This is a genomic window from Candidatus Bathyarchaeota archaeon, from assembly GCA_029882535.1.
GTDB lineage: Archaea > Thermoproteota > Bathyarchaeia > Bathyarchaeales > SOJC01 > JAOUKM01.
This window is the reverse complement of record JAOUKM010000001.1, coordinates 63,120-78,690: the sequence shown is the minus strand read 5'-3', so window position 1 is coordinate 78,690 and position 15,571 is coordinate 63,120. Positions and strand designations below refer to the sequence as shown.

At 43.5% G+C, this 15,571-nt stretch carries 21 protein-coding genes; 9 read left to right on the top strand and 12 right to left on the bottom strand.

All coding sequences use genetic code 11. The features are described 5' to 3' along the window. Window positions 1-82 precede the first annotated feature (82 nt). Together OEX01_00455 and OEX01_00450 are read right to left on the bottom strand one after the other, a co-directional pair. Window positions 83-421, bottom strand: a complete 339-nt coding sequence (locus tag OEX01_00455) for a transcription factor S (protein MDH5447465.1) — start codon at window positions 419-421, stop codon at window positions 83-85. 90 nt (window positions 422-511) lie between these two features. Beyond that, window positions 512-1,108 carry a DUF99 family protein gene (locus OEX01_00450; protein ID MDH5447464.1) on the bottom strand — a complete coding sequence of 199 codons (597 nt, stop codon included), beginning with the start codon at window positions 1,106-1,108 and terminating at the stop codon, window positions 512-514. Window positions 1,109-1,193: 85 nt separating this feature from the next. Here OEX01_00450 and OEX01_00445 point away from each other — a divergent pair, with 85 nt between their 5' ends. Continuing rightward, on the top strand, window positions 1,194-1,592 hold the full coding sequence (locus OEX01_00445; GenBank protein MDH5447463.1) for a hypothetical protein: 399 nt from the start codon (window positions 1,194-1,196) through the stop codon (window positions 1,590-1,592). Between the two features lie 11 nt (window positions 1,593-1,603). Here OEX01_00445 and OEX01_00440 read toward each other — a convergent pair whose 3' ends face one another. From OEX01_00440 to OEX01_00395, 10 genes are all read right to left on the bottom strand, one after another. Further along, window positions 1,604-1,894: a DNA-directed RNA polymerase subunit L gene (locus OEX01_00440; GenBank protein MDH5447462.1), complete on the bottom strand. Its 291-nt coding sequence runs from the start codon at window positions 1,892-1,894 to the stop codon at window positions 1,604-1,606. A 17-nt stretch (window positions 1,895-1,911) separates the two neighbouring features. Then, on the bottom strand, window positions 1,912-2,493 hold the full coding sequence (locus OEX01_00435; protein MDH5447461.1) for an exosome complex RNA-binding protein Csl4: 582 nt from the start codon (window positions 2,491-2,493) through the stop codon (window positions 1,912-1,914). Window positions 2,494-2,861: 368 nt separating this feature from the next. Continuing rightward, a complete protein-coding gene (locus tag OEX01_00430; GenBank protein ID MDH5447460.1) occupies window positions 2,862-3,143 on the bottom strand; it encodes a hypothetical protein in 282 nt (93 codons plus the stop codon). A 175-nt stretch (window positions 3,144-3,318) separates the two neighbouring features. Beyond that, the gene (locus tag OEX01_00425; GenBank protein ID MDH5447459.1) at window positions 3,319-4,011 is read right to left on the bottom strand and encodes an METTL5 family protein; all 693 of its coding nucleotides are present in this window, start codon (window positions 4,009-4,011) and stop codon (window positions 3,319-3,321) included. Beyond that, window positions 3,984-4,991, bottom strand: coding sequence for a diphthamide biosynthesis enzyme Dph2 (dph2, locus tag OEX01_00420; GenBank protein ID MDH5447458.1), 1,008 nt, complete (start codon window positions 4,989-4,991; stop codon window positions 3,984-3,986). The genes OEX01_00425 and dph2 overlap by 28 nt, the downstream gene beginning before the upstream one ends. 55 nt (window positions 4,992-5,046) lie before the next feature. Then, window positions 5,047-7,485: a phosphoenolpyruvate synthase gene (gene ppsA / locus OEX01_00415; protein ID MDH5447457.1), complete on the bottom strand. Its 2,439-nt coding sequence runs from the start codon at window positions 7,483-7,485 to the stop codon at window positions 5,047-5,049. A gap of 5 nt (window positions 7,486-7,490) precedes the next feature. After that, a complete protein-coding gene (locus OEX01_00410; GenBank protein ID MDH5447456.1) occupies window positions 7,491-7,988 on the bottom strand; it encodes a 50S ribosomal protein L16 in 498 nt (165 codons plus the stop codon). A 109-nt stretch (window positions 7,989-8,097) separates the two neighbouring features. Further along, the gene (locus tag OEX01_00405; protein ID MDH5447455.1) at window positions 8,098-8,619 is read right to left on the bottom strand and encodes a hypothetical protein; all 522 of its coding nucleotides are present in this window, start codon (window positions 8,617-8,619) and stop codon (window positions 8,098-8,100) included. Window positions 8,620-8,935: 316 nt separating this feature from the next. Continuing rightward, on the bottom strand, window positions 8,936-9,307 hold the full coding sequence (locus tag OEX01_00400; protein MDH5447454.1) for a hypothetical protein: 372 nt from the start codon (window positions 9,305-9,307) through the stop codon (window positions 8,936-8,938). 496 nt (window positions 9,308-9,803) lie between these two features. Further along, the gene (locus OEX01_00395) at window positions 9,804-10,202 is read right to left on the bottom strand and encodes a winged helix-turn-helix domain-containing protein (protein ID MDH5447453.1); all 399 of its coding nucleotides are present in this window, start codon (window positions 10,200-10,202) and stop codon (window positions 9,804-9,806) included. A 649-nt stretch (window positions 10,203-10,851) separates the two neighbouring features. Here OEX01_00395 and OEX01_00390 point away from each other — a divergent pair. From OEX01_00390 to OEX01_00355, 8 genes are read left to right on the top strand one after another with little or no spacing between them, the layout of a single operon-like run. Continuing rightward, entirely contained in the window at window positions 10,852-11,136 is a 285-nt protein-coding gene (locus OEX01_00390) for a 50S ribosomal protein L44e (protein ID MDH5447452.1), read from the top strand. A 3-nt stretch (window positions 11,137-11,139) separates the two neighbouring features. Further along, window positions 11,140-11,340 carry a 30S ribosomal protein S27e gene (locus tag OEX01_00385; GenBank protein MDH5447451.1) on the top strand — a complete coding sequence of 67 codons (201 nt, stop codon included), beginning with the start codon at window positions 11,140-11,142 and terminating at the stop codon, window positions 11,338-11,340. A gap of 13 nt (window positions 11,341-11,353) precedes the next feature. Then, entirely contained in the window at window positions 11,354-12,151 is a 798-nt protein-coding gene (locus OEX01_00380; GenBank protein ID MDH5447450.1) for a translation initiation factor IF-2 subunit alpha, read from the top strand. A gap of 1 nt (window position 12,152) precedes the next feature. Then, on the top strand, window positions 12,153-12,323 hold the full coding sequence (locus tag OEX01_00375; protein ID MDH5447449.1) for an RNA-protein complex protein Nop10: 171 nt from the start codon (window positions 12,153-12,155) through the stop codon (window positions 12,321-12,323). Next, window positions 12,320-13,087: a PAC2 family protein gene (locus tag OEX01_00370; GenBank protein ID MDH5447448.1), complete on the top strand. Its 768-nt coding sequence runs from the start codon at window positions 12,320-12,322 to the stop codon at window positions 13,085-13,087. The genes OEX01_00375 and OEX01_00370 overlap by 4 nt, the downstream gene beginning before the upstream one ends. 53 nt (window positions 13,088-13,140) lie before the next feature. After that, window positions 13,141-14,025: a dTDP-4-dehydrorhamnose reductase gene (rfbD, locus tag OEX01_00365; GenBank protein ID MDH5447447.1), complete on the top strand. Its 885-nt coding sequence runs from the start codon at window positions 13,141-13,143 to the stop codon at window positions 14,023-14,025. Beyond that, complete coding sequence (locus OEX01_00360) at window positions 14,022-15,092, top strand: glucose-1-phosphate thymidylyltransferase (protein ID MDH5447446.1); 1,071 nt, start codon at window positions 14,022-14,024, stop codon at window positions 15,090-15,092. Before rfbD ends, OEX01_00360 begins: the two co-directional genes overlap by 4 nt. Then, entirely contained in the window at window positions 15,089-15,571 is a 483-nt protein-coding gene (locus tag OEX01_00355; GenBank protein MDH5447445.1) for a dTDP-4-dehydrorhamnose 3,5-epimerase family protein, read from the top strand. The genes OEX01_00360 and OEX01_00355 overlap by 4 nt, the downstream gene beginning before the upstream one ends.

The following is a 15,571-nucleotide window of genomic DNA, read 5'->3' as shown; positions in this document are numbered from 1 at the left end:
AACCTAATAGAACACTCTATCCACTACCTCCTAATAGAATAGTCCCTCCACTGCGCAAAACACACGCTCTAAACCCTAAACGCTATGTATACTCCCTAAACGTAAAGCCACACTCAGTACACCTAAAAAACTGCGTCGACGACTCATCACTCCCCCGCGTCTGTACCTGCCAAACAAAAGCCAAATTATTCCCACACTTAGGACACTCCACCCTCATAGTAGGCAAAGTCCGCAACTTCTGCGCCTCCTTACCAATCACAGCAATAGACTCCTGAAAAGGCTTCGACTCCTTCGTAACAAAAGGAACAAAAGTCTTTCCCCCACCCTCCCTCTTCTTCTTAAAACCACACTTCGGACAAACCCAAACCACATCCTTATCACTTTCTTGCTTTTTAGGCACAAGCCTCTTCCCGCACTTCACACAAAACTCCAAGACCTCTTCACCATATCCGTCTCTTTCCCCTCACAACCGACTCTTAAAAATCTTTTCCAGCCCAAATAAAGATTCCCACTACTCCTGCAACGGTCCAGTCAACCCAGAAGCAATCAAATGCGCCACCCGCAATGCCTCAGGAATGTTACTTCGAGTAGCAGTACTCTTCACAATTCTCTTTGCAACATCAGCCCCAAACCCCGTCACTTGCATAAAAACTGCCTCCTCCTTTTTCCTAGTAGATACTCTAATAATTCTATCCGCATTTTTAATTGCCTTCCATCTTTCCTCTGCAAACGGTAAATTCCCTAGCGCCCTCCGGATGTCATCGAGATCAGGCTTCTCCCGTGTAACCGCAATAACAGGCAAACCAGTCTTCTCAAAAAGCCTTAACGTATCAACAACATTAAATCCCGCAAAAGTTACCCCGTCTAACATAATCACCCTCAACTGCCCATAATGCGGCGAACTCATTATCATACTTGCAATCTTCTCAGTTGCATCCATGCCATCAACCTCAACCTGCGTTCGCATGACCCCATCAAGCCAATATCCACCTCTAAAAACAATCCCGACAACATCACATTTCCCCCACGTATGAGGAACAAAAAAACCATCATCAACGCCCACAACCCTAATCTCAGGCTTCACAGAACGAAATTTTGCATTCCTCACTCGCAGCACCCTCTCTTACTCTTCGCAACAGCCAAAGAATAAGCGTTATTATTTAAAGTTGCTTTACAAACAGTTGATGAGCAATATGCCAAATCAAAGAAAAAACAAACGTTTTCCCATCGCAACCTCCTACAAAACTATACAAGAAATCCTTACCGACCACAACCTCGCAACCCTCGGTGACGCCTACACCAACCTAGTCTACTCCATCTATCTTTCTATAAAAACTGGAAAACCAACTGGAGCAAAAGCCAACAGCCACATGCTTTCTAAAGCCCTAAAACAAGCAGAACTAAGAGAACTCATGCCTTCAAGAGTAGACCGCCATAAACAAGCAGACGCTGCAGAAGCATTACTAGTCTACGTCTGGTTACTAGGCTTAACAACAATCACAGAAAGCGTAAACACGTTGACAAATTATAAAGACGTTGCTGAAGCGTTCGGTTCTCTTCTTTCTGACGCAAAGAAAAAACTTGACTTATAACCCTGACTTTGCTAACTTTGCCATTCTTTTAAAGCTTTGTCAAACGCTACTCTAAACGCTTCAGTGTCCTTCTGCACCTCTTTCACAGCGTTCCGAAGCACAATTTCTGGTTTGCTCTGTGTTTTTGTGCGAAGATAAACCACAGGATTTGCAGTGAGAGGATGCGGAATGTTGTAGCCAGCCAGATCCACTTTTTTATTTTTAAGCAGTGCTTTTTGAACAACGTTACAAAACGTGTGGCCCTCTCCATCAATTTCTATCTTCAACTCATTTTTCGTCTTTTTCAAAATCTTGACTTTCATCGTCATTCTCCCTCTTTCTAAAAGACTGCTTTATCGTAATCTACCGCAATTCGGCGCTTTTCAATTTTTCCACAGTTGGGACAAACCATTCTATAACGCTTTTGCTGTAGCATATGTCCACATCGCGAACAGAAGGCGTATAAAACGCCAAGGTTTTTGTCAGTTGTTGAGAGATGGTAAACTCGGTTTTTTTCGCTTATCACCTTTGTACGGATTATGTCTCCTGGTTTACACGCGTCGTGGATTGAGTCAACGTAAGATGTGCTTATGTCTGAAATGTAAAGCAACCCCGAGAAAACGCCGGACAAATGTTCTTTTCCTATTTTGAATATCCGTACAATCGCGGTTTTGTTTTGAAGGTTTGAAACTTGACCAGTTACAATGCTTCCAACTTTTGGTATTCTTACTTCACGAACTAGCGGGTAAATTGAAACTGTTTTGTTTTGTAAATCTAGAAGCGTGCGTCCACTAACCTTGGCGTAGATTCTTCCTTGCTCTACGTAGGTGCCTTGACCTGGCGTGAATTCCTCAATTACTCCTAAACGGTCTCCTGGAACAACGAACTGTCCGCTCTGTCGTTTTGAACGAGGTTCACTCATATTATTTTTCTCTCCTTTGTTTTTGTGTGCAACTTAAAGGGTTTCAAATAGTTATCTTTAAGCTGGAATGCTCGTTACTTTTCCACCGTGCTCCTCAATAAACCTTTTGATTGAGGAGTAATTGCTAAATTATTATGCGACACTATGAAGACTTCAATAAGAAATCACGCTACCATGACACTCTCAAGGAGATTGATTAAAACAGTGTACGAAGAAGAATACTTTGTTGGTGATCGTAGTCCTATTCTATTTGGTTATGCTCCCATTTTTTATCGAGTGAATGCGTGGTTTAGGTTTCGAAGGATTGAATCGCTAATAAAGAAATATAATGGCAATGGAAGAGTATGAGATGTTGGATGCGCGCTGGGTCATTCTGTAAGCAGGTTTCGGTCGGTAGGACTAAAATCAGCGGGATGCGACATTTCGGCATAGGCAACTAAAAAAGCTAAGAAAATGAACCGCCGCTTAAGCATTGTTAGGGCTGACGCGTTTTTTCTACCATTCAGATCAAAATTGTTCGATATTACAACGGCTTTTGAAACTTTGGAACATTGCTCAAATCTGAATTTGGCTTTGAACGAAATAAAGAGAGTTACCAAGTCTAAGGGCTTAGTGGTTGTTTCTGTTCCTACAACAGATTTAAACGACATGTACGGAGACAAATCTCACATTTGGCACATGTCGCTTAAGGAATGGTTAGACTTATTCAGAAGCTATTTTGGGGTTTTAAGTGTAGATTTTTTCATGAAATTTATAAAATATATTGATGGAAAAACATTCAATACCTCTATCAACTTGAGAAATGAGAAAGATTCATGATTAAGGTTAAGTTTCTTCTTTCTCTATTACGTATAGATCAACGAGAAAGTGATGTCTATTTTTTCTATGAAAATCGAACATGTGCGGAATGGTCATTGGTATAGCGTATGCAGCCTTAATTTTTCCACTATGTCTTTCAATAAGCCTTTTTAAAAATGGAGATGGGGAAACTGGTATAAATCGGGGTTCACGCTTTTTTAGCCCTTTGGCGAATTTTTGATTTTCTCTTGTGCTTTTGTGTAGCGAATAAATGTGCTTGCCTATTTCTAGAGCTTTTTCTAGGAATTTTCGATCAGCTTTTCTCTTTTGCACTCCAAATGGGGGATTTTGCAATATTGTGTCGAATGTTCCTCGGATTGTAGTGACATCGGCGGTTATCCACTGGGTCTTCTCTTTTATGTTTAGTTTTTCAGCGTTTTTCGATGCTGTTTTTGTGGCGACTTTGTCTATGTCCACGCCGACTGTTTCTTTTGCTCCCAGAAGGGCGCTACCTATGGCGAGTCTTCCTGTTCCGCAGCCCAAATCTGCTATGGTTTTGTCTATTATGTGGTTATATGTGTATGCGGCTAGGTATAGTATTTCTGCGGCGGCTTCTGGAGTTATTGTGTATTGTTCCAGATAGGCTTTTGGAGACGGGTGCCGTTCGACTTTTGAAAGTGCAATTTCTAAGTCTAGCTTTCGAACCAGCCTTTTTTGCATAGTTCTTCCCATTGTAACTCGCCTAGGACAACGAACATCTCTTTGGGTGTAAGTAAGGGTTTGCGGAATTTTTTAGCGTCATCTATGGACAGTCTGGGACATGCTGTGTTTATGAAAGCGTCTACTGTTGGAAACTGCATTAGGGCTTCTGGAGTAATTTCCTTCAAAGCTAAAAACGTCGCTTTTTTGCCAGCGTCCTCCACTAGTTTTTTCATTTTTAAGGCTTGGTCGAGTCTTTTCTGTCCAGCTTTTAACCCTATTAGTATGGCGATTTTCTCAGCTTGCTTGGCTTCATGGATGGTTGCCCACCGTCTTTTCAGCATTCTTGCAGTTTCATCCTCTATTGAGAAGGCTCTCTTTTCGTAGGGGTCTGCTACTATTGTAGGTTTTGCTGTAGCTAGAGCTACACCTAATGCGTGAAATTTGCCGCCGCCAACAAAGAGAAAAGCTTCTACTTCCTTTGAAACTGCTTTTGCGTTGCTATAATCGCAGCCGAGAACTTGTCCTGCATACTTCAACCGTCCTGCATCTCCAACTGCGACGGCTTTGCCTGCTTCCAAAAGCACGTTTTTCGCTTCATTAAGTTTGTACACGTGCTGAATGGTTGTTACTAAGCCTATTTTTTTCCACTGTTCAAGATAAGGAACTGTCTTTTTTACAGCGTTTTTGACGGAGCTTTTTGCTTTTGCTTCGATGTAAAGTGTTGAAACTGCGGCTTGTTTTAGCATCGCACTGTGACCGTAGTGAACGATGAGGTCTGCGCCTAACCTCTCTGCTTCAACTATTGCCAAGTCACAAGCGCCATAGCAAGGGTCTGCGGAGACAATTGCGAGAGCGCCAGCTCTTTCAACTATGGCAGCTAGTCTTGGACCATGAGGCTTCAACCCTTCAGGAAGTTGTATAAGAACTAGTTTGGCTCTTCTTTTTCGAACTTCCCTTTCTAGTCGTTTTTCTTCTAGGTCAAATGTTGAGGATGGCATTTGTGCTTTCTCTTTAGAAGGAAATAACCTTTGAAAAGGGAAGAGACAGAAAATCTCAGCTAAGGGGCCATTCAAGGTCACGTGAAGCTTTTTGTTTTTGTTTTTCTTGCCATTGTTCTCGGCTCTTTATCGACTGCTCTAATAGGATTTTCTGTTCAACACTTGCAACCAATTTTCTGGTGCTTATTACAGCGTCGTTGTTAACGGAAATGCTGTCTATACCGCAGCGAACTAGGAATTCAGTAAAGTCTGGCAGATTTGAGGGGCCTTCGCCGCAAATTGAAACTGTAACTCCGTTCTCGTGGGCTACCTTGATCAAATGTGCAATTATGCGTTTGATTGCTGGGTCTCGTTCATCGAAATAACCCATTTGTCCAAGTCTCTCAGAATCTCGATCTATCATTAAGATGCCTTGGGTCATGTCGTTTGAGCCTATGGAAAAGCCATTGCAGAGCTTTGAGAACTCGTCTGCCATTATCGCTATTGACGGGGTCTCAGCCATGAACCATACTTGAAAGTCTCTAGAACTCTCCAACCCTTCCTCTTTCATGATTCCGAGGCACTTCTTGGCTTCCCACAAAGTTCTTATTACGGGAAGCATGACCCAGACGTTCTTAAGCCTCCACTCTTCACGGCATTTGCGAATGGCTTGGCACTCTAATCTGAAGGCTTTCTCGTACCACTGGCTTATGTAGCGGCTTGCTCCTCGCCAACCAAGCATTGGATTGGCTTCCTCAATTTCGTATTCTTTGCCACCTTTCAAATCTCGATATTCATTTGTTTTGAAGTCGCTAAACCTAACAACCACTGGTCGGGGCTGAATTGCACTTGCAACTCTGGCTATGCCTTTCGCCAGCTTGTTAACAAATTTATCTCCTTCACCTTTTTCAAGCAAGTAGAGTGGATGTTCACCGATGTCGCTAACAATGAACTCAATACGCATAAGCCCTATGCCGTCAAAAGGCAAATCTTTGTATGCATCGATTTTTTCTGGGACTCCAAGGTTCATGTAAATCTTTGTGGCAGTTACGGGTGCAGACTGGACCACAGAAGCATAATCCATGCTGACTATTGGAGCTGCAGTTTCTTCAAGCCTCTCTAATATGCCTTCATAAACTACGCCGCTTCGAGCGTCAACAGTATATTCCCTGCCTGTTACCATCGTTTTGGTCGCTGTCTCCGCACCTACGATGCACGGTATACCTAGCTCACGGCTTACAATCGCTGCGTGAGCCGTAACGCCGCCTTTATCTGTTACTATAGCGCTGGCAAGTTTCATGAAAGGCACAAAATCAGGGTTCGTCATAGTTGCAACAAGTATGTCTCCTTTTTTAATCAGCCTTGAAGCGTCTTCAGGTGTGAAAACAACCTTTGCCACACCAAACCCTATATCCCTCCTGCCCGCTGCAATACCTCTGGCTACAACTTCCATTTCTGAGAGCTGTTTTGGGGTTCCAATTGCTTCGATTCCCGTTTCTTTCTCTTCTACGCTCCAAACGGTTTCCGGTCTCGACTGTACAATGAAAACATTCTCAGGAAACGGTATATTACGGTCTATAGCCCATTCGATGTCTTGAGGCTTGCCATAATGCTGGTCGATTTGACTGCCTAGTTGAGCCAGCCTTCTAGTTTCCTCGTCTGTAATGCATGGCTTTTTCTGTCTCTCTAAAGACACCTCAGCATGCTCTGTTTTTCCGGTTTCTGGGTTGCGAATATACTCCACTGTTTTCTTAGCTATCCTTTGTTCAATTATTTCAAATGTTTGTTTGTCTACTACAAAATGATCAGGGGTTTCCGCGCCTGAGACAACTGCTTCACCGAGGCCCCAAGTACCTTCGATGATTATTTGGTTTCGATCGCCAGTCACTGGGTTTATCGTGAATATAACGCCTGCTGAGCGGGCGTCCACCATTTTTTGAACACCTACACTTATTAGGACTTGTTCATGTTTGAACCCTTTTTTAGTTCGATAAAAAATAGCCCTTGTGGTGAAAAGGCTTGACCAACATTTAATCGTTTTCTCAATCAGTTCGTCAGGCTCTTTTACGTTGAGGTATGTTTCTTGTTGTCCAGCAAAAGAAGCATCTGGCAAATCTTCAGCAGTTGCGCTAGAGCGAACAGCCACAGAGAGGTTTGTGGAGTTTGTTCTATCGCTTAGTTTCTGATAAGCATCTCTGATTGCTTCCTCTATTTCTTTAGGCATTCCAGCTGCTTCGATGAGTTTTCTGATTTTATTGGAGGCTTCTGCATATTGTTTAGGGTCGTCAGTGTCAATAACGGTTTCTTTAATGATTTGGTAAATTCCTCGAGCAATGTTTGTTTCGGTAATGAACCTCTGGTATGCTTGAGCTGTTATTGCGAACCCTGGTGGAACAGGAATTTTTGCTTGTGTCATTTCCCCTAGGTTTGCGTTTTTGCCGCCGACTGTTGGAATGTCGTTTTTTGTTAGTTCTTCGAACCACAGTACGAGTTTTTCTTCTCTTGATGTGCTCATAGTTGTTAGTCCCCTGTTTTTTCTATTGTTACGCGGCAGGGCATTGGGAGTTTTGCTTTGCTGCGTTTTAAGGCTTGTTTTGCGGTTTCTATGGAGTCCTCGTTTACGCCTATTACTATTATAGGCTGGTTGGTTTTCACTCGTGCTGCTGTTGCTATGGGTTTTCCGAAGGCTCGGCGCATACCGTCTTGCAGTCTGTCTGCGTGGGCGCCGAATATCATTTTGTTTTCTCTGAGGATTGCATGTGGATAAGGCATGATTCGCAGGAAGTAGTTGCTTCCAAGTTTTGTTGATAAGTGGCGGTTTGAGGCTATTCTTGCAGCTTCTAGAGCGTTGTGGCGGACTTGCGCGTTTTCTAGGGCGATTAGTTTAGCTTTGATTGGGAATTTTGTTTCTGTGTCGCCCATGGTGAATTTGGTGATTTTTGATGGGGGTGAGCTTTTGGTATATTCTTTTCTTGTGCAAGGTTGACCTTTTACTTCTCGGTAGTTTTTGGCTTTCACTGCTGTTTTCCCCTCTGCATAGCGATTTTGGTAATATTTAAAGCGTTTGTTGTGATAGTTTGTTATGTCAGTTATGAATTGAAAATATGGATTTTTGCGTCAAGTTAGGTTATGGGGTTGTTGGCGTGTTTTTGAACCATTTTTTTGTTAGTTCTTCGTAGTTTGGGAAGACTTTTTTTAGGATGGGGATGTACATTTGTATTTCTTCTTCTGTGAGGTATTGGAATTGGTATTGTCCTGTGTAGGGGGATGGGGTGCCTTGGCGGGTTATGAATTCGATGTGCATGAAGGGGTCGCCTCGTTTTATTGTGATGGAACGGCGGTCGTTGCTGAGGTTTACGATTTCTAGTGCTAGTCTGCCTATGAAGCCGCTGTGGACTTTTGCGGCGTTGAGGAAGCTTAGTCCCATGCGTCCATATTTGCTTTTGGCTGTTAGGTGGGCGACGAGGTTGGGTGGCGTGAAGATTATTTCGTGGCTTGTGATGTTTTGGTGTTCTAGGTAGTTTAGGGTGGTTTCTTCTTTGACTGTTAGGACGTAGCTGTCGCCATCGAGGAGGCTGTGGTCGTAGGGATAGATTATGTGGTATTGTTGTATGAGGTTTTGGAGTTTGTTTTTGCCTAAGATGCACATGGTTTGTTGGTGCGCTCCTGTTGTTTGTAGTCTGTATTTGTGGCTTTTAAGAGTGTGTGTTTGGCGCTAGGAGTAGACTGCTCCATTAGGAACTAAATATGAATGCGGGGCTTGAGTGTGTGTCTCTTAGGCCCTCTCTAAGTGTTGAAAGAATGGCTTTTATAATCTAAGTGCATGACCTCGACAAAACATCTATTTTTCTCTGGATCAGCATCAAGAGTATGAGCCAGAAAAACAACTTTAAATGCCATTCTTATCAACTCCATTATTCAATCAAAATCACTATTTTCATAAAGCCTTTGCGCGCGTATTATTGTTACAATTTTGACTTCATTGTGTATTTGTAAATTATAATGCTCCCTAAACTCACACTCAGGTATACTGCGAAGTTTGCAACAGGAGCATTGAAGAATATTGCAGGGGACCAGCTGGGAATCCATGTCCACCATCCTAGGTGAAAGGCTAAGAATTCGAGGGGTAAGTCGATGATTATACCTGTCAAAAGCCCAGCAACCCAACCGAATTTCTTGTAAACAACCCATGATGTGTGACCTATTGCAATCCAAGAAGCGATGATGATCATGGGCACATTGAAGATATTGAAGAAGTTGTCAGCGTAAACGTACATATTTAGTGAGATTCCCGTCCATTCTATGGCTATAGCAGTAATGGCGAAGATGGTGTTCACAGCCAGGAACCTTTTTTTCTGAAGTGTAGATCCACGCTTCATTTCTGGTCACGGTCTCCAAAATCTTATGCTTAGCGTAACGTAGTGGTAACTAAGAATATATCGATATCTATGAATCCATCATTCCATGCTTTCCAGAATGCTCATTTCTTAGAATTTATATGCGCGCGCTGGTCTACTCATACCCGGGCGGCGCGCTTCGTGCGCTTTCTTTTTTGTAAACCTTCGTTTTACCATGAAAGGTTATAAAGGCGGAAACTTACTTGGACGCTTAGTTTTGACACTATTTGGTTTCAAATAGGCACCAAATAGATCTCGAATATTAATAGTGAGTTGGCGTGCGATATATCGGGTAGATAAGCCCCAAACGGGATTATTTTTATATGCACATTTCTCTTCAGTCTCTACAGTTTAAGTTCTTTGGGCTCCTTTAACAAGGTGTGTCACTTGTTTTGTTTCGTGAGGCTCTTGAGGGCTTCGGCGTATATCTTTACTTTTAGTGTTTCAGCGTTTCTACAGGTCTCTCTTTTGCGTGTTTTCGTTCAGTGCTCTCGAGTTGCTTTACCATAGTCAGAGCTAATTTTTCGAGGGTCGTCGGTGAGACGCCAAAGAAGCAGTGGTGCAACTGGAAAACGATAAAGATTTTTCTTAGATACACAATCTGCGTCTGTATGAAGAATCTCTTAACATCCTTTGGTATGCGATCGTAGTTTACTATGAAGAAGGTTGCTACCGGGCAGTAGAATTTCTGTAGGATGCCATGTTCTTTGGGCTCAACCTTTTGTAAGTAGATGAGTTGAGCCTTCATCAACAGATTGAGGTGGTAGCCGACCGCGGCTCTTGTCAGACCGAGTTCTTTGGAGAGTTGAGCATCTGTCATGGGATGCTCGTACAACAATGTAGAATTTCCGCGCGCGTAAAGTCGGCGAGTAGTCGGATTTTATCGGGGTCATCTACGATGCAAACCGCCATTTTGAAGAGTTTGGACGTACTCTGTTTTTCTCCGTTATCTTTTTTCATGGACTTATGAATTGTATAATGTTTATTTATCCTTTTAATATTAGTGCGTACGCTCGACTTGAGACTCATGTTATTTGCCACCGCTACTTAACCTCCTATGAATGATGTCGAACTTCAACTTCTCATGGTTCATCATCTATCCTTCTTGTGCAAAACAATAACAGCAGGCAAACCGCAGAAAAGAGAATAGAGCATACAATCCTTCCTTCGAAGGCCATGAAGATAGAAATCCGTAGGCGACGCAAGGAGCGCTCAGAGACGTATGACAGTGAGAGTCATTTTCACTTAACCCTCCTTGCGAGGACCCTGAAAGAGCTAATACTAAGAGAAAAGCGAGAAGGCAGACAATGCATAGAACGACAATGCGCGCGAATATTTAACCATTGATTGGCAAAACTACTTGGAGCGTTATGCTTTTATTTTTAGTGGTCACACATACCTAACCACGTAAAGCTAGATTGTTAAATGTTTATATGGTTGGTTTTTGTCTAACCTAAACGCAACAAGCACCGTGCGTGCAAATCATGAACGTCCCCAAAACAATTAACACATACTGCCCAAAATGTAAAACTCACACAGAACACTCTGTAAGCCTCTACAAGGCTGGAAAACGCCGTGCCCTAGCCGTCGGCGCCCGCCGCCACGAAAGAGAAAAACACGGATACGGCGGTCAAGGATGGCCTCTTCAGAAAAAATTCGCCAAAACCACAAAAAAGCAAGTTCTCAAGCTTAAGTGCAAAAAATGCGGCTTCATCATCCAAAAAGAGGGCATGCGCCTAAGAAAACTAACAATCGGAGGTCGAGCCTAAACCGTGAGCACCGACTGGGAGACCCTCATCCCCAATCCCAAATCCTACTTCATCCGCGTACGCTGCCCCGACTGCGGCAACGAACAACTCATCTACAGCAACCCAACAAACACCGTAAAATGCAAAATATGCAAAACCACCCTTGCCACCCCAACAGGAGGCAAAGCGAAAATCAACGGCGAAATCATAGCCATAATGGAGTGAGGCAGCCGCAACAATGCCCTCCCTCCAAAAACCCGAATGGCCAGAAAGAGGCGAACTCGTCCTCGCCACAGTCAAAAAAGTCACCGACTACGGCGCCTACGTCACCCTCGAAGAATACGACAACAAAGAAGGACTCCTCCACCGAAGCGAAATAAGCACAAGCTGGGTCCGCAACATACGCAACCACGTCCGCGAAGGCCAAAAACTCGTCCTCAAAGTCCTCCGCGTCAACCCAAACAAAACACACATAGATCTCTCCCGCAAACGAGTCAACAAACGCGAACGCATAGATAAAATCTACACCTTCAAACACGAACGCAAAGCCGAAACCTTCCTCCGCATCACGGCCGAAAAACTCGGCAAACCGCTCAAAGAAATCATAGAGAAAGCAGCTATACCTATGGAAGAAACCTACGGCGATGTCTATACCGCCTTTGAAGAAGCAAGCCGCCAAGGTCTCGAAGCGCTAACAAAAATCAGCGTCCCCTCTGACATCGCCCAGACATTAGCTGAGCTAGCTCAAGAAAGAATCCGGCCCCCACAAGTCGAAATAAAGGGAGTTCTCCAGCTCACCAGCACCAGACCCGACGGTGTCAACATAATCAAAAAAGCCCTGCACGCAGCCCAAAAAACCCAAACACCGGACACCGCAAAAATTCACATTTACACAATCGCAGCCCCAAAATACCGGCTGAAAGTAGAAGCCGAAGACTATAAGCAAGCCGAAACCATACTTCAGAAAGCCTCAGAAACAGCCATAAAAATCATCACAAAAGCAGATGGAGAGGGTAGTTTCAAAAGGGAAAAATAACATGGTTTGGCTTCTCAGAAAATGTGAAAAATGCAGCTGTTACACTTTAAACAGAGAGACGTGTCCCTATTGCAACGGCAAAGTCCACAGTCCTCACCCCGCGAAATTCTCTCCAAACGACAAATACGCCAAACACCGCATGTCCCTGAAAAAAGAAGGTATACACTCATGAAAACGGCAATCAAAGAAAAGCTTCAAATAAGACCCGAGAACCCCATTCTCATAGAAGGCCTTCCAGGACTAGGAATGGTGGGCAGAATTGCCACTCGCTATCTTGTTAAGCAGCTAAAAGCCGAAAAATTTGCTCTTCTTCACTCACCTCACTTCCCATACTATGTTATTGTAAACAAGAAAGGTAACACTCGTCTTCTCCGCGGCGAGTTTCACTGCTGGAGAAATCCAAAGGGCAATGATCTCATTCTCTTCACAGGTGACAGCCAGGCTCAAACTATCGAGGGACAGTACGAAATTGCTGAAACTATCTTAGACTTCGCTAAGAAACACAAGGTAGAAACTATAATTACTCTTGGTGGCTACCGCAAGGAAGCTGATGAAATACCTAAGGTAATTGCCACAGCTACAGATACTAAAACGCTGGATAATGCTCTTAAAGCAGATGCCTCTTCTAGTCCTCCCGGGAACCCTATAGTTGGAACAGCTGGCCTACTTGTGGGCATGGCGAAGTTCAAAAGCATTCCGGCGCTATGTCTTTTGGCAGAAACCCGTGGTTATCTTCCAGATCCTAAAGCCGCGAAAAGCATTCTTGTTGTTTTGCAAAAGATGTTGCGAATTACTTTTAGTTTAGATGACTTGGATAAAGAAATTACGAAGTCGGATGAGATTTTGGAAAAGATGCGGCAGATAGAGACGCGGAGAGAAACTTACGCGAGGAAAATGCGTAAGAGCGAGGAAGGCAAAACCAGCTACATCAGCTAAAACTTGTAGAGCCGCATTAATCAGTAGAAACTGTTTTCTGCGAAGGACTGGACATGGAGAAAATTCTTGTCACAGGTGCTAGTGGACTGTTAGGAAGCAAAATTGTTGACAAAGCTGAAGAAAAATACGCGGTTTATCCAACACATACGACACATCCAATGTTTCTGAAATCGTTGAAAATGAACATTACAGATGAAAGCGAGGTAAAACGTATTTTCAGCAAAGTAAAACCAGACGTCGTGATTCACACGGCTGCAAAGACAAACGTTGACAAATGTGAGACTAACAAGGATTATGCGTTGAGGGTGAATGCAGCGGGGACAAAGATTCTTGCAGAAGCATGCCGCCAAGCCTATGCAAGAATCGTTTATGTTTCAACCGATTATGTGTTTGACGGTGAAAAGGGGCTATATACCGAGGAGGATGAGCCAAACCCCATTAACTATTATGGCTTGACGAAGTTGATGGGAGAGAAATACGTTGCGAAGCTCTGTGAACGCTTTGTGATTTTGAGAACCAGCGTCTTGTATGGCGTGCACCCTGAGAAGCCGAATTTTGCAATGTGGATCATAAAGTCTCTGAAGAAAAAGAAACCTCTCACTGTTGTGGAAGACCATTATAATTCTCCCACTTTCGCTGATAACTTGGCTGAAGTTATTCTAGAAATAGTCGATAAGGGACTGGAGGGAATCTACCACACTGCTGGAAGCGAACGGATAAGTCGATACGGGTTTGCGTTGAAGGTTGTTGAAGCCTTTGACTTCGACGCAAGTCTTGTAAGGTCAATAAAGATGAGCGAATTAAAGGCGTGGATAGCGAAGAGACCAAAAGACTCATCTCTCTGTGTGGATAAAGTCAAAAAAAGAATAGACACAGAGCTTTTAGGGGTTACACAAGGTTTGAGGGAGATGAACCAAAGTTGGGTGAAAACAAAATGAAAGGAGTCATCCTGCATGGGGGGCACGGTACAAGACTTAGACCGTTAACCCATACTGGGCCGAAACAGTTAATTCCCGTGGCAAACAAGCCGATGTCACAATACGTTCTAGAAGACCTGAGAGATTCAGGTATAGAAGAGATTGCGATTATCGTTGGAGACATTATGCCGGAAAAAGTGCAAAGCTACTATAGGGACGGTAGAGAATTCGACGTAAAAACAACTTATATCCATCAAAAACAACCTGGCGGAATAGCTCAGGCGATTAGCCTTGCAGAGAACTTTGTCGGCGACAGCCCATTCGTTGTGTATCTCGGCGACAACCTGTTGAAAGGTAGTATTGGGGCGTTTGTGAAAGAATTTAAGGATTCAAACGACGACGCAATGGTGCTTCTTTGTGAAGTTGAGAATCCCAAGCACTTTGGAGTGGCTGAATTTGACAAAAATGGAAAACTGGTTAAGTTAGTAGAAAAGCCGAAAAAACCGCCTAGCAACTACGCACTCACAGGCATATATTTCCTCAAACCCATAATTTTCAAGATGATAAAGGCTTTGAAGCCTTCTTGGAGGGGAGAGCTGGAAATCACTGAAGCATTGCAAGGCTTGCTAGACGCTGAACACAAAGTCGGCTACAAGTTTGTAACAGGATGGTGGAAGGACACTGGAACAGTTGGAGACATACTGGAAGCAAACCGACTTGTACTTGACGATCTTAAAGAGAAAACAGAAGGCACAGTTGAAGAAAAACCATCTATTCAAGGAAGAGTAGCCATTGGAAAAGAAACAGTTGTCAAGCGTGGAGCTTTGATAAGAGGTCCAGTTATAATCGGCAATCATACAATCATAGGAGAACAAGTCTACATAGGTCCTTACACAAGCATCGGAAACAACGTGAAAATCAAGAGAGGCGAGATAGAAAACTCGATAATCATGAATGGCTGTTGCATAGAAATAAACGGCAAAATAACCGACAGCCTCATAGGAGCGGGCACCACGCTAGCTACAAATCAGAAAAGCCCAAAAGGTTATAGACTTGTTGTGGGTGAAAATTCGAGAATAATTATGTGAGGGATCTAGAACTGATTGAAGGAGTAGTTACACAACAACTACGGCTAATTGCAGATGAAAGAGGCTGGCTAATGGAAGTGTTCAGAAGCGACTGGGAAACCTTCAGAAAATTTGGACAATCATACGTCACCGCCGCCTACCCCCAAGTGGTGAAGGCTTGGCACATGCACAAAAAACAAACAGACAATATGGCCTGCATAAAAGGAATGGTTAAACTCGTCTTATATGACGGCAGAAAAAACTCAAAAACCGAAGGAGAAATCAACGAGTTCATCGTCGGCGAAAAAAACCCCACGCTTGTGAAGGTGCCACCCAAAGTTTGGCACGGATTCAAAACCATAAGCGAAGAAACAGCCCTCGTCATGAACGTACCCACTAATCTATACAACTATGAGAAACCAGACGAACACCGATTACCGCCAAACACCACAAAGATACCATACAACTGGAAGCTTGCACCCTGGCTTAAACATGGGTGA

What these genes read in the sequence shown, in the direction of transcription:
- OEX01_00435 (MDH5447461.1), bottom strand. Translation starts at nt 2,493, where the DNA reads ATGAGTGAACCTCGTTCAAAACGACAGAGCGGACAGTTCGTTGTTCCA.
- OEX01_00405 (MDH5447455.1), bottom strand. Translation starts at nt 8,619, where the DNA reads ATGTGCATCTTAGGCAAAAACAAACTCCAAAACCTCATACAACAATAC.
- dph2 (MDH5447458.1), bottom strand. Translation starts at nt 4,991, where the DNA reads ATGCCATCCTCAACATTTGACCTAGAAGAAAAACGACTAGAAAGGGAA.
- OEX01_00380 (MDH5447450.1), top strand. Translation starts at nt 11,354, where the DNA reads ATGCCCTCCCTCCAAAAACCCGAATGGCCAGAAAGAGGCGAACTCGTC.
- OEX01_00375 (MDH5447449.1), top strand. Translation starts at nt 12,153, where the DNA reads ATGGTTTGGCTTCTCAGAAAATGTGAAAAATGCAGCTGTTACACTTTA.
- OEX01_00430 (MDH5447460.1), bottom strand. Translation starts at nt 3,143, where the DNA reads ATGTCGTTTAAATCTGTTGTAGGAACAGAAACAACCACTAAGCCCTTA.
- OEX01_00440 (MDH5447462.1), bottom strand. Translation starts at nt 1,894, where the DNA reads ATGAAAGTCAAGATTTTGAAAAAGACGAAAAATGAGTTGAAGATAGAA.
- OEX01_00360 (MDH5447446.1), top strand. Translation starts at nt 14,022, where the DNA reads ATGAAAGGAGTCATCCTGCATGGGGGGCACGGTACAAGACTTAGACCG.
- OEX01_00370 (MDH5447448.1), top strand. Translation starts at nt 12,320, where the DNA reads ATGAAAACGGCAATCAAAGAAAAGCTTCAAATAAGACCCGAGAACCCC.
- OEX01_00390 (MDH5447452.1), top strand. Translation starts at nt 10,852, where the DNA reads ATGAACGTCCCCAAAACAATTAACACATACTGCCCAAAATGTAAAACT.
- ppsA (MDH5447457.1), bottom strand. Translation starts at nt 7,485, where the DNA reads ATGAGCACATCAAGAGAAGAAAAACTCGTACTGTGGTTCGAAGAACTA.
- OEX01_00445 (MDH5447463.1), top strand. Translation starts at nt 1,194, where the DNA reads ATGCCAAATCAAAGAAAAAACAAACGTTTTCCCATCGCAACCTCCTAC.
- rfbD (MDH5447447.1), top strand. Translation starts at nt 13,141, where the DNA reads ATGGAGAAAATTCTTGTCACAGGTGCTAGTGGACTGTTAGGAAGCAAA.
- OEX01_00425 (MDH5447459.1), bottom strand. Translation starts at nt 4,011, where the DNA reads ATGCAAAAAAGGCTGGTTCGAAAGCTAGACTTAGAAATTGCACTTTCA.